Below are 14,598 nucleotides of genomic sequence, written 5' to 3'. Positions count from 1 at the left end.
GTAATATTAAAATCCCGATAAGTGTTAAACAAATCAACGCTTTAAGCCGATAGATCAATGAGGTTTTTGTAAAATCCTTTTAATGATGAATGGGCTTTTTTATTGTTATAATATTGTTATAATAGAGTATAGGCTAATTTCAAATGTTATATTTGTTATATGATATGAGTGGGTCTAAAAAGTGATTGAATTTTAAGAGAGATTTATAAGAAAGATTCTAATAGAGATTTTAAGAGACAGGGGTGTAATATGAAACGGAAATTGGTACTGTTATTGATTATATTGACGATTATGGGGAGTTTGCCGATGAATGCACTGGCAAGTTACGCTATAGTCGTGGGTTCAAATGACGACGGGAACAGAGTGGTTACGAATGTCAAGTACTCTGTTAACCATACCGGATTTACACTTTTAGAGGGTTACATTGAAATTGAAGGGACGAATCTTGAGGACGTTGGCGTGCTCTTTGAGAAGTCAGGTCAAGGTCTTGTAACTATGGGTGAACGCGTGCTCAATACCAATACCCTTGTAAAATACAACTTAACCAAGGATGAGTCTGAGGCGTTTATCGGCAAAATTAGAGTAGGTGGACAGAGCATCAACTTAAATACGGCCACCTTTCCCAACCTTCAAAGTTCAAACAAACAGACCATCAACATCAATGACCCCAAGCCGTATACGATTGAATTTTATGGGAATTACCTTGACAGTGTCAATACTGGGGGCAATATCACGGGCACGTATGGTAATGGCCTCAGCAGCACAACTTTAGGGACAGATGATTCAAATGGAGGGCATACACTGACCGTGACTAATGCCACGAACCCGGGTCGACTTGGTTATCAAAATATTGTACTCAATCAGACGGTTACCAGTGCAGACCCCATCAACGGTGCACCTAATATCCAAATTGAGTACACTTATACCAGTGCGTTTAGAATTATTGAAAACCTTGGTATAAATGACCTTAAAATGTTCCCCAATACAGGTGCAAAAGGGGATGACGTTTACTTTACAGGAACGAACTTTTCGGATACGCGCAATTATGAAGTCTATTTCTTAAAATCACTCGATGGTTCAGATAAGTATACGACACTTAACAAGGCTACCTTTGTTTCACTCGGGATAGACGTCAATGGCACAGAAGATCGATTGACGGTTAAGGTCCCAAGTGGAGATACCTTTGAAAGGCGTAACTACTACGTCGTATTGACCGATGTGCAAAATGGACAAGTAATCGCAGAGCAAGTGGTCTACAGAGACGATCCCCCCACTGTACTTGACGAATTTACAGTTATAGAGACAGGATACAAACCTACAATTGAAGCGATCTATCCTGCGAAAGGACCTGATACAGGTGGTAACGTTCAGATTTCAGGGCGTAATATCGTCACGCTCAATATACCAGATTTAACCTCAACAGGCACTTTTTCTGCACCTACATCAGAAAATAACGACGAAGTCCTCGTTATAGATTATGCGGATGGCACTTATAAAGGCAACAATGTTTCCATCAAGCGCAAAATTAATGTCAACATAGCGAAGAAAACCATCTTTGCCAAGGATGCACTTGGTGCGTTTCAGGTAACCAAAGGCATTCCCGATAGCATCATCGTTACCACAAGTGTTATAGACGATGCGGAAACGGATCCGTTTAAAGACGTTGTTGTTGAACTTGAAACGACACTGACCATTACAGATGCAGGGCCAAACTTTGGCAAACAATATATTTTTAATCAAATCGTCACAAAGGGAGACGGTTATGAGTTCGAACCGAGTACCTATACACCTGACATTCAAAGTGTATCTCCAACTCAAATTCAAATTGAAGACACGACAAGTGCTTATTCCAGAGTTAAAAATAACACACTACTCTCCATCAAAGGGGATAAATTCTTAGTAGATCGAGTTGTGGATGCAAACGGGGATATCATCACGCGTAAACCTTCTGTTTTAATTAAGAAGAATGATGATAATACCTCATATAGCCGTTACCAAGTGGGCTTTTTTCCAAATGAGACTTGGGTCGATCCAACACCGGGCAGTACTATAAAAGTCACAGGAATTATCAAATATAAAGTCACAGAATCTGACCCAGAACAAGTGCTTTTGGATGCCAATGGCATAGCAGTGCCGTTGACCCTTACCGTGATCAATTCAGCGGGAAACGTCGTCGATGGTACAAATACCAATCAAATTGGTCAAAAGATTTTAATCATGATTCCGAACACCACACTAATAGCCGATGGTGGTATTAAGCATTTACAAGTCACAAACCCAATGCGAGATTCAGATGAACCAGGTAAAGCCAATATCAAATCAGACTATATTGAGTTTATAAAAACAGCAGATATTCCTGTCATTGAAAGTGTCAAGCCGAATATCATCACTGTAGAGGGTAATGAAGAAATCCTCATCACAGGCTCAAACCTTCAAGATGGATTGAAACTTTATTTGGATGGAGAACCGATTACAACCTTCACAAGAGAGTTAGATACCACTGGTAATAAAATTCTCATCACCTTCACAGCGCCGAAAGGTCGCGAGGGCACAACACAATTGCAGGTTGTCAACCCAGGGGGAGGGATTGCTGTTTCGGACTTCACCTATGTTAAAACCTTCAACAAAAATCCTGTACTCACAAGCTTCACGCCGAAAATGGGCACTTACGATACGATGGTGGTCATTAATGGGGACAACTTTTTAAAGCCTGATCCTACAGCGATTACAGAATCCGGTATAGACGCTTATAGATTAATTGGTACGAGAGTCAAGATAGATGGTCGAGAAGTAAACGATTACAATTTGAATGCTTATGGAAATATTGAGTATTTACCATTCACAGTGCCAAGTGAAAATATATTGATCGACCAAGACGCAGGCAAAGCGGTCTTTTCCTCTTTTTCAGAAAATACAAAAATTCTAAATGCTAACGATCTAACCGTGGCAGCGCTGACCAATGATGCCTCAAAAAATCCCGCAATTCAGTGGAATGGCGAACGCTATGCGTTCAAATATGCTGGTGGGGTTTATTCAGCTTACAATTCAAGCGATACGTTAATCGGTGTTGCGACGATAACCTTTGATGGCAACGATCAAACGACAATTGCGATTGCAGGTGGGCCAACTTTCATCGCAACGATGAATAACAACATCGTCAGAGTAGGGAAAAATCCAGATGGTGTGGACTTTGCTTACCTTTCTGATTACGCAGAAAATGTTATTCTCACAGATGGATTAGAGCACTTTACCCTTTCCTATAATTTCAGTGAATTGCCGATTATCACCAATGGCAAGGACAAAACTTATACCATTACCACAGATGGCCTTGGCAATATAAATGCAGAAGATGCGTTTGGCAATAAAAAAACCGTGACGACGAACAACGCAGGACTCGTGCTCAATGGCGTTCAACTCGATATGTTAACCCCTTATAAGACAAACCCCGTAACGGGTGCAATCGAAGGGAATCGTACAAGAATTCTTTCGAAAAACCAAGTGGTCTTCACCGTGCCCTATTTAACCACAGGTAAAGGGTATAAATCTTTAGAAGTGGTCAATCCAGATACGAAACTTGCTGGCAAATACAATCAAGAAGGGTTTTATTATATTGCACAAGCATCCTCTAATCCCGTCATTACAACGATAGTTCCGAATAAAGGCTCTGTGGATGGCGGGTTCTATGTACAGATATCAGGCAGTGGCTTTGAGGACAATGTTAAAGTCTACATCGATTCAGTGGAAGTGCCTACTGCGGATACCTATGTAGCCCTAGATGGGACTTGGATTAAAATTAAAATGCCAGCTTCTATTAAGAAACTCAACGAGGACTATGGTGTAGATCAATTAGCGGTGCCTGTGGTGGTAGTTAACCCAGATGGTGGAAACGATTTTAGAGAAAAAGGCTTCACTTATATCATTCCACAATCAGATCCACAGATTGATACGATCGTGCCAACTTCGGGTTCTTCAAATGGAGGCGAAATTGTTGAAATCATAGGCTATGAATTTAGATTTTATGAACCGTATGAGGATCAAGTCGGTGGACCAGGCTACAATGTGGGGGATCCTTTTGAAGACATTTACTATAATAACAAATGGGATGACCTCTTGTCGGCATCGGTGGATCCCAATGCGATAACGGCATATCCAGAACTTACGAATCCCTATTATGCCGAGTACTATAAATCTGTGATTTTACCAAAAGTCTACTTTGGTGAAAACGAAGCGAATATCGTAGAATACTCCAAGGGTTATCTCAAAGTGATCACGCCAGCACATGATTCTGGTATTGTTGAGGTCTATGTGATCAACAACGATTCTGGTGTGAGCAATAAAATCAAATACACTTATGAGGCATCTTCGCCAACCATAGCCAAGATCAGTCCAAACTTTGGCCGTAAGCAAGGGCAAGAGCCTAAGGATATCTATGGCACCAAACTATACAGAAGCATACTCTATGGTTATGCAGATAACGATGCAACGCAGACAAAGCTTTTATCAAATGTGAATGCTCTCGTGAGATTTGGCGATATCGACAATAGAGAGATCGATCGGACTTTGCCTAACTCGGGATTAATCAATTCACAAAGAACTTCTGTAAACCTAGATGGTGGCTTGACTGTGGCTTATAATGGCGATGCAGATGAGCTGAAACTAACGGTGACAGAAAACAATGTCATCTATACGAAGACCTTCAGCTATAGCGATGCTTTGGTATATGTGCCGCTGAATATGCTTCAAAATGCTGCAGGCGAATACTACGTGCCACATGGTCTTAAAAATATAGACGCGACCACTTACCAAACTAATCCCTATGAGTATATACGTGTAGAAATTTCAGATCGAAGATTGATTGTGGAGAGAGGCTATTCCCCGAAAGTTGTTTATGACAACGATACGCATGTGGTGGCTTACTCGCCTTCATACTACACCATCGATACTGTGCCAGTCACCTATCAAAACCCAGATGGCGGTAAGACAACGGTTCAATTCACGTATACGAACCCTGCCAGTGAACCTAAAATATACAACGTGGAACCACAACAGATTTCACCAGATGAGACCAAATGGATCGTGGAATCCTCTGTAAATGGTGGCATCGATATTGAAATTGCAGGTTTGGATTTTAGAAATAACGTCGAAGTCTACATCGGTTCAACGAAAGCGACAGTAAAGGAAAAGACCACGAAGACCATTAACGGTACAGTATATGATCTCTTGGTGGTAACCGTACCCGCTGGGACGACCAACGACATCGGCATGGAATACCCGATCATGATTAAAAATGAGGATCAAGGGCTTGCCAATTCGAACAATTTGCCAGACCTCATCGGACCAAACTATGGCAACAATACCATCCCCTTTTACTTTGTTTACAGAAAGCCACTATCAGATCCAAGAATTGATTTGATAGCACCTGCAAAGACTTCCATTCATGGTGGCAATACCATCACCATCACAGGAAGTGACTTTAGAGAAGGCGCCTATGTGATCATCGGCACAAGAGCGGGGATTCCAATTTACGATACTGTGGTCAGCGAGCAGGGGACTAAATTGACCTTTGTCACACCGACTAACATGACACTGGGGAGTAAAACCGTTCAAGTGCTCAACAAGGACTACGGCATCGCCATCAAGACCGATGGGATAAAAGTGGTGTCCATGCCTACTTTGGAACCGTATTTTATGGACGAAAATGGTGTTATTTTGACACGGATCAATGTCACTGGCGATCAGACACTCACATTAAAAGGCGCTAATTTTCAAGAAGGGGCATCGGTTTATTTTGCGGGAACTTACACTCAAATCACCTCGACCACCACAGGTGTTGCTGAGACCGAAACCGGTATTTTTACGAACGATAAAAAATATTACGTGAAAGAAGGCTATAAATCGGCATCCGTTACTTTTGTAGACGCCAATACTTTGACTGTAAAAGTGCCTGAAGTTACTTTTGAAGGTGCAATTTCTATCGTTGTGATGAACCCAGATAACGGGATTACAAATGATGCTCTAAAATCAGAATATACGGTACCGATACCGTCTGATCCAATGAATTTAAGGGTGACCACGGTAAGTAAAACTTATATTAAACTCTATGACTATACCGCAAAAAATGTTGAGTATTATGAAATTTATGTCTATATGGGTGATAAAACGGATCAAGAACTGATTTCCAATAAATATGGTGACTTTAAGTACCTAGGCGTCACCAATATAGAGCCTTACAAGATTCCAGATCTTCCTGGATTCAACGAAATTAGAGAGAAAGATCGAATTGTATTCGTCATTAGAGCGGTTAATAAGTTTGGACCTTCTGGGTATTCCAATTTAGCCGATCTCAAGTATAAAGATATTCAAGATATCGATGAGCTTGGACCACCAGATATAGACGGTGGGATTGAAGTGCACGAAGGCAAAGACTATGACGTTAATTTGAGTGAAACCGAACTTAAAGTGACGTTTAATGCCACCAAAATTAATTCAGTGGTCAATGTGGACGCAACTGAAAATCTCACAAGAGATATTAAAATCAAAAAAATTAGTGTGCCTGAAAATTTAGTGAAAACCAATTTTTCGAATATAACAGTAGACTTCGGAAAGCGCATTTATCGCTTTACACCAGTGACTTTGAACACATTAACCTTTAAGACTTTAGCGGATTATTATGAGGCCTATGCACAGATTACTGAAGATGTTACCATGGATCAAAATAGCGCCTATTTGAAGCCGAATATAAGAGGTAAAAAGCAAATTTCAGACGTTGTTCATATTCAATTTGCAGCGGTATCTAATGAAAGTATCAAATCTTTTGACTTGCTCAGTCAGAGTATGGACGTTACAATGGTTTATGAGGATACTTTTTTAAATATGGCCCAAGAATCACAAATCAAAATTTATAAATACAGCCATGCAAAAAATAGTTACGAACCCATAGAAGGCCTATTAGACACGGATAAAAATTATGTAACGGCAAGGATTACGCAAGCTGGGCACTATGTGTTGATGACTAACTACTAATGCTTCAGATTGAAGTAGCAAAAAAGGAAGGACTGTCCATGAAAAGACTAATCTCAATCATGTTAATGGTAACACTTATTTTCACATCGAATTTTACAGCTTATGCAGTGGATGAGTTTGACACGCCTGTGCCTGAATTTACCGCGATTAAGACAGATGTTACCAACAAGACAACGGTAACGGCTTATGAAAAAGGGCTAGAGCTTATCGTGAATAGTTCTTATACGGACATCAGCAAGGACCCGTATAAAGAAGAAATTATAAGGATGTCAACACTGGGCATCGTCAAACAATACGGCGATCGAAAGTTTCATCCTGAATATAATGCCACGGGATATGATGCCCTTGGGGTTTTGATTAGACTTGCCGGAAATGAAAATCAAGTGATGCAACGTGTTTATGCGCAAGCGGGTGATACCACAGATACAGAACGCATTAAATTGCTTATGAATCAAGAGTTTTTAAATGAGGCATTGGCACTTGGCATTATCATGCAAACTGAAATCATTAATTTACAAGGCCCTGTTACGAGAGAAAAATTAGCGGTATGGGTGGCGCGACAACTCAATTTGCAACCGGTTTTTACGCAAGATACAGTTTTTAGTTTTAACGATTGGGAATATGTCAATCCGACCTATCGATCTTTAATTGAATCCATCGTTTCTCAAGGCGTTATTCCCATTAAAACGAGCGGTGATTTTGGACCTAAAGATAGTGTGAAACGGGGGGAACTTGCGAAAGTTGCAAAATCAGCACTTGAAAAGAACTATCCGGCCATGAATATCAGTTCGGGCTATGGGATCGTCATTGCAGCGGGCTCTCAAAAAGTCTATGAAGATGGTGATACCATTACCCGCAATACGATCACAGTGAAAAATACAGATGGTACAGTTACGGATTTAATTTCCGAAATGCACACCAAAAATACGCAGCAGTTTGATTTTGTCTCGTATAAAGCAGGTGTCCCTTCGAATAATAAAAATGTGACACTTGGGGATGAGATTGAGTATCTGATTCAAAACAATAAAGTCATGTATGTTCAAGTACTGGATCACGATAGTGTCTTACAAAAAATAAGTGCCAACACGCTTGCAGAGGAGTTCTCTACTTTTCATTATGGTACGGTCTCTGAAATCAAGTCGAAAAATCAGACTAAAAACGGACAAAATGTAAAGACTGAAATTTACAGAATAGTAGATGTTACAGGAGATGTCTTTGACATTATCGTAGATGAAAACTTATATACAGGCTATAGAGATGACATTATCACTTTCAAAGATCAAAATGTGGGTGGTGTAAAGTATTTAAAGAAAGACGACGTGATTGAATATTTGGTGAATCCAAATAATGAAGTGATCTATATCAAAGTGGCGCCATTAGAAGCTAAAACGGTTTCGGGCACAATTCGTATGGTCAGTGATACCACCGACACGGATCCAGCTACAATAACTGTATTCGGTTATGACGATGCGGTATATCAATATCCAGTGGCACCTTATGCAGATCTTAAAATCAATCAACGCTTCACGCACATTGGTGAATTTGTATATGGTATGGCAGTGACTTTAAAGGTTGCAAATGGGTACATCATAAGTGCAGAAGGTGAATCCTATACAGGTGACCCAGGAAATATCCCAGATTATGGTAAAATTAGGATAGGGAAAGTCGAAAGTGTTTATAAACAAAGCATCAATTTAGCACTTGAAAATGGCAGTTTTATAGCGGTTAACATTCAACCGGGTACTACCATCATCAAAAATGGAGAATCTGTGCCACTGACAACGCTTAAAATTGGTGATAAAGTCAAGGCTTATTATAATGATATCTATTCAGACTTAGCGGTTCGAATTGAAATTGAAGCACCAGAAATTATTTTCCAAATTGTCTACAAGGGCAGAATCAAAAATGTGAGCGAATCCAAAGGTTTAATTGAATTTGTTGGATCAGATGGCCGTTCCAATCCTGAATATATTTTAAATAATGATTGGGTTCCTGCTGATGATTACAGCATAAATCTTGATTTTGACGAACGCACTGAGATTTATAAAGGGAATGAAAAGCTTTCTTTAGATATGCTTGAAAAAGAATTTACGAACTATACAGCGTATGCTATTATAGAAAAAAAATATGGTAAAGAACGCGTGGTTAAATTGTCTGTGAGTACGGGCCGTGAAAGTAATTATTCAAGTTTCGTGAAAAATACAGATCAAGCCATTGGCAAATTTGAAATTGGCACGAAAGAGAACTTTAACCTCACAAAGGGTACCATCGTGATCAAGGATGGTCTGGTTGTTCCTAATAGCAAATTGTTGGCATGGGATACAGTGTTCGTAGTAGCGGAAAGTCCTAAGGGTTCATTTTCGGACAATGCTTTAGTCGTTAAAGTGGTGACGCCGTTTGATAATATTTTTAACACCATACGCATTGGTGCGTTAGAACGTGTTAACACCAATTCACTCACTTTGAAAAATTATACCTACTATACGAACAATGGTATAAATGCCGTGAATAAAAACGAAACAGGGAACTTTAGGTTCTTCTCAGATACGAAGATTGTTGATGTGACAAAATCAGATTCAAAAGTGACGATTAAACCAACTCAGTTCTATCATATGCCATATGCACGTGAGGAAAATAAGGATTCGAGTTATGGTTACTACACGAAAGGCCTTCAATATGATCGTTATTACACGTTCATGGTGGTGGACAATCAAGATGACAGTATCATTGCGATGAATTTGAGACAAAAGGGTCTTATAAAGGGCCAGAATATTGACGATAATGTCTATTATGAAGAAGAAGTTGCAGACCAGCTTGAGAAAACGTTTAGAAATGCCATTCTTTCAAGAGGAACCGTGGTAAGAGATGATGAAACTTGGAAAAGATTTGAAATTACAGATTCTCACGACTATACAGAATACACTGGAAGATGGAATTCTAACACAGCGAATATATATATAGAGTACTCAAATGCCATCGTCATAAAAAACAATAAAGTGATATCCGCAGATGAAGTCTACATTGGAGACTATCTTTATATTATGAGAATTAACGAAGAGGCACTTGTCATATTTGTTGAGAGCTAAGTTGAATGATTTAAAACTGAAATGAGTGGGAAGGACAGTTAACTATGATCAAAGGAAACGGCAAAAAGCGTTATTTTTTTAAGAAGTGTTTCAGCATTGCCTTGATATGGAGTATTCTCTTTGGATCACCTGCATATGCTCAAATTCCATTTGTGGAAGGTGGGCTTATTGGGGACGTCTCTATGACAGCGAACACTTATGAGTATGAAGAACTCTTTTTTATGACGGGTAAGCCAGTGGTTTTAAAGGGGACCTTAAAGATGCCTCAAGCCCCTGACGACAAAGATAAATATACCCTTAAAGTAACTTTTGATTTGTCAAATGTAGCGGAGCGGATTACGCTTACGCGTGCCATCACCTATGATATCGTGAAAACACAAAAATCAAATATCACACAGACACTCTATGAAAAGACCATATCTAAATTTGATGAGACGATCACCACACCAGAAGGGACTTTTACACTGGGGAAATATAGTTTTTCTGACAGTCGATTGTTTGATCAATCCCCAAGTGTCAGCTATTTCTCAGGACATCTTGTTGGTGAGCGCACTTATTATTTAAATGGCGATTATATAACGAACAGTGGATCGATTACAGTGTTAGATGAAGGTGATCCGATTGTTGGGTATATACACGAGTGGGGCGAAAGTGAAACCTTAGTGAACCATCAAGAGATTCAACATGTCATCCCAAACCCCAATTATGATGCAACCGTAATTGATTCCAAGCCCAATATATCATGGCAAGCGGTATTGGATCAGAATTTGGCATGTACGAAGACCGTAGATTTCATCTATCAAGGAACGGACCCGCAGAGTATCAGTTTTAGAGGCAGTTACTTTAAAGTGACATCAGAAGAAAATGTATTGACTGCGAAATATGATCTGCCAATAGTAAAAGCCGATGGTGCGATTGACTATGAAGCGACTAAACGGAATGTCGGTGAAATCAACAAGAGTAAAGAAGTCATCTTAGAAACAAAACCATTGATCACGCCTAAAATTAGAGATATCAGTGGGCACTGGGCGAACCAAGATGTCTTCTTGCTGACTTCACTTGAAATCTTTGATGTGGATCAGGATTACTTTGCACCGGATGCTTATATTTCAAGGCTTGAATTTGGAAAAGCCGTGGTCAATGCACTTGAAGGTGTGTTACCAGAAGCGACAAGGACGGATTTGATCAAGCGCAAAAGACCAGGTGTGACCACGCCATATTTAGATGTTTTACCCGACGATCCAGATTATCAATACTATGAATACATCAAGGCACATAATCTCATGGCGGGGGAAAACAGCTATTTCAAGCCCAATAATCCGATCACAAGGGCTGAAATGGTTGCCGTACTCATCACGGCACTTGGTCTTGAATATTTAGCACCGAATCCCCCCTATAAAACTGTCTTTACAGATGATGATCGGATTTCAGAGTGGGCAAAAGATTTTGTCTACATGGCAAATGAAATTGGTTTAATCACAGGGTATGATGATGGCTCGTTTAAACCGCTAAACCGTGTGACCAAAGCGGAAGCTGCGAGCATGATCCATGCACTTATAAAACATCTTAAAGATGAAATCACTTATGATTATCGTGAGAAAATTATCAACCGTTAAAATACAATAGACCTGTTCAATTTTATTTTGAAATTTTGAAGGGGTCTATTGTTCTGATAAATCATTAGTTTTGACAGACAATGATAGATTGAAAGAAGAGGTCAAGTGTGATATTTAAACAAAAGGTAACGGAACTTGATTTGCACAAAGAACAAAAATTAGCAGTACTGGGGGTCTTTCCGGTGGTGTTTTTGTTCTTTGGGATTTTTCAAGTCATTATGGCTAAAGAATCCTTGGGATATGGGCTTTTAAAAATTGCTTCATCTCCCACGATTTTGATTACAGACTTTTTTGAAGTAGGCGGGGTTGGAGCCTCGTTTATCAATGCGGCTGTAATTGGTTTTTTTAACTTATATTTACTCAAGCGCTTTAAGCTGAGAATTAATGGGCTTCTCATCGCAGCTTTTATGACAGTACTTGGGTTTTCATTTTTCGGCAAGAATTTTTTAAACATATTGCCGCTGTATCTGGGGGGATACTTTTATGCTCTGTATCAAAAGATCCCGATGAAGAATGTAATCCTCGTCATCATGTTCAGCACGGCACTTGCGCCTCTTGTCAGCGAAATTGCATTCTCAGGTGTGTTTCCAGTTCAATACAGCTACGTTATGGGTGCTTCTATTGGCATCTTAATCGGATTTATCATCGTGCCGCTTTCTTCTCATATGATTCGCTTCCACGATGGGTTTAATCTTTATAACATCGGGTTCGCATCTGGCATTATCGGGACTGTTTTTACCAGCGTTTTAAGGAGTTTCAAGATGGATATTGGACCAGAAAACATATTGTATCTCAAACATAATACGTCTTTGTATATCTTGCTAGGGGTCTTGTTTTTGTATTTAATCATCATTGGATTTTGGATCAATGCGCATGCCCTTAAAGAATATGCTCAAATATTGAAATACAGAGGGCGTACTATAACGGATTTCACTCAACTTGTGGGTTATGGCCTGACTTTTTTCAACATGGGCGTAATGGGCATTTTAAGTTTAGGAATAGTAATGCTTTTTAAAGGCATTCTAAATGGCCCCGTCATAGCGGGCATTTTTACCATCGTCGGCTTTTCGGCTTTTGGTAAGCATCCCAAAAATTGTTTTCCCATTGTTTTAGGGGTGCTTATAGCAGGGTATCTGATAGGTATGGATCTCAGTAGTACTGGATTTATCATTTCTGTTCTGTTCTCCACCACGATTGCCCCAATTGCAGGCACCTATGGTCTTGGGATTGGCATCATTGCAGGGATGCTTCATTTGGCACTTGTCACCAATATTGGTGTGATCCATGGCGGTATCAATTTATATAACAATGGCTTTTCGGGTGGATTGGTTGCTGGATTTTTAGTGCCGATTGTCGATGCTTTCAGAAAGGGAGATTAAAAATGCGCCATGAAACTAAGAAAATTTGTCGTATTGTGGATGAATTGACCACACTGTTTTTAAGAGAAGATACCAATGAAGTAGATTTTAAAATTAAGAAAGAGCAAGATCGAACGCTCATTCAAATCACAGATTATGAAACACATTTATCGGATGAAGAGATCGCCCATTTGAAGGAAACGCTCAATGCGCAAAGACAATACGAAATTGAAGAATACTATTGGCAACTGGCAGGAGAAACCGATGATGAAGCGGAACTGACTTTGGTAGGGGCTATGATAGATGCAGCCACTGTGGAAAAGAGAGCGGGAAATTTATATATTGAACTGGTTCGGTTGAATGTGAGGTAATCGTATGAAAAAGTCAAAACGGAATCTACCACCCGGGACAATGGTCTATACGGGTGAATATACAAACGAACCTCTGAAACTAGAACTCTTTGTATTTTCAGAGGCGCATCATGAGTATAAAGTCCTTAAAAGCTTGGATGAGATGCATGTGGCAAAAGGTGTTAAATGGCTCAATGTAGTGGGATTATCACATATTGATGCGCTTAACCAGATTGCACAGCATTATCAAATCAATGATATGGTCATGGAAGATATCGTCAACGTCTCTCATAGAAGTAAGATTGAATTTGAAGAAAAGTATCTCTTTGGTATTTTTAAAATGATCTATTTGGGAAGGGATGATGTGATTTTTAAAGAGCATCTATCGATCATTCAAATGCCTGAAATCATCATCACCTTTCAGGAACGTCAAGAGGATGTTTTTGATGCCATCAGGCAACGGATTAGGATGGGACAGGGTAAGATCAGGAGCAATGGTTCAGATTATCTGTTCTACGCACTATTGGACGCCATCGTGGATCATCAACTGGATGTCATGAATCATATTCAAGACCAAGTGGATGAACTTGAAAAACAAATTATCGATGAGGACGATTCGCTCATTGAATCCCTATATCATATGAGGAAGGATCTACTCATGCTTAAAACAGCGGTAATGCCGCTAGATGATATCATCACCACATTATTATCAGAAACAAATCATTATTTTTTAGAGAGCACAAAACTCTATTTAAGAGATGTATCCGATCATACTACGCATTTAAAAGAGAATATGATGATGTATCGTGAGATCATTTCAGCTCTTTTTGAAACACATCAGACAAATGTGAGTAATAACATGAACAAGGTGATGACAACACTCACCATTTTCTCTGCAACGTTCATTCCACTGTCTTTTTTCGCAGGTGTTTTTGGCATGAATTTTAAGTATATGCCAGGGCTTGGGAACCGAAATTCGTTTTTATACTTTAGCATTTTTTGCTTGGTCACTGGAGTGGGGATGTTGGGGTACTTTAGGAGGCGTTGATCTATACCCTTTCAGAGCAAGAGTCCTCGGCGGTGCCTGCGGATTGCTCTTCAAGGGTATAAATCAACGCGGGGTTGTTAAAGGATTAAAAGATTAAAGATTAAGGATTAAGGGCAG

Annotated in this window: 6 protein-coding genes; all 6 read left to right on the top strand. The window is 39.6% G+C overall.

Annotated elements, in window-relative coordinates:
- Positions 1–249 precede the first annotated feature (249 nt).
- On the top strand, positions 250–7,023 hold the full coding sequence (locus F3D3_RS11850; protein ID WP_084388988.1) for an IPT/TIG domain-containing protein: 6,774 nt from the start codon (positions 250–252) through the stop codon (positions 7,021–7,023).
- Between the two features lie 38 nt (positions 7,024–7,061).
- The gene (locus F3D3_RS11845) at positions 7,062–10,109 is read left to right on the top strand and encodes an S-layer homology domain-containing protein (protein ID WP_069874178.1); all 3,048 of its coding nucleotides are present in this window, start codon (positions 7,062–7,064) and stop codon (positions 10,107–10,109) included.
- A gap of 44 nt (positions 10,110–10,153) precedes the next feature.
- Positions 10,154–11,725, top strand: coding sequence for an S-layer homology domain-containing protein (locus F3D3_RS11840; RefSeq protein ID WP_069874177.1), 1,572 nt, complete (start codon positions 10,154–10,156; stop codon positions 11,723–11,725).
- Positions 11,726–11,832: 107 nt separating this feature from the next.
- Positions 11,833–13,104 (top strand): DUF1576 domain-containing protein, encoded by a 1,272-nt coding sequence (locus F3D3_RS11835; RefSeq protein WP_242877128.1) that lies wholly within the window; start codon positions 11,833–11,835, stop codon positions 13,102–13,104.
- A 2-nt stretch (positions 13,105–13,106) separates the two neighbouring features.
- Complete coding sequence (locus F3D3_RS11830) at positions 13,107–13,454, top strand: hypothetical protein (protein ID WP_069874176.1); 348 nt, start codon at positions 13,107–13,109, stop codon at positions 13,452–13,454.
- 4 nt (positions 13,455–13,458) lie between these two features.
- Positions 13,459–14,481: a magnesium/cobalt transporter CorA gene (corA, locus tag F3D3_RS11825; protein ID WP_069874175.1), complete on the top strand. Its 1,023-nt coding sequence runs from the start codon at positions 13,459–13,461 to the stop codon at positions 14,479–14,481.
- Positions 14,482–14,598: the final 117 nt, after the last annotated feature.

Origin of the sequence: Fusibacter sp. 3D3, assembly GCF_001748365.1 — a bacterium.
Lineage (GTDB): Bacteria > Bacillota > Clostridia > Peptostreptococcales > Acidaminobacteraceae > Fusibacter_A.
The sequence above is the reverse complement of the archived record's forward strand: the minus strand, read 5'-3'. Positions and strand labels throughout refer to the sequence as shown.

What these genes read in the sequence shown, in the direction of transcription:
- F3D3_RS11845 (WP_069874178.1), top strand. Translation starts at nt 7,062, where the DNA reads ATGAAAAGACTAATCTCAATCATGTTAATGGTAACACTTATTTTCACA.
- F3D3_RS11840 (WP_069874177.1), top strand. Translation starts at nt 10,154, where the DNA reads ATGATCAAAGGAAACGGCAAAAAGCGTTATTTTTTTAAGAAGTGTTTC.
- F3D3_RS11830 (WP_069874176.1), top strand. Translation starts at nt 13,107, where the DNA reads ATGCGCCATGAAACTAAGAAAATTTGTCGTATTGTGGATGAATTGACC.
- F3D3_RS11850 (WP_084388988.1), top strand. Translation starts at nt 250, where the DNA reads ATGAAACGGAAATTGGTACTGTTATTGATTATATTGACGATTATGGGG.
- corA (WP_069874175.1), top strand. Translation starts at nt 13,459, where the DNA reads ATGAAAAAGTCAAAACGGAATCTACCACCCGGGACAATGGTCTATACG.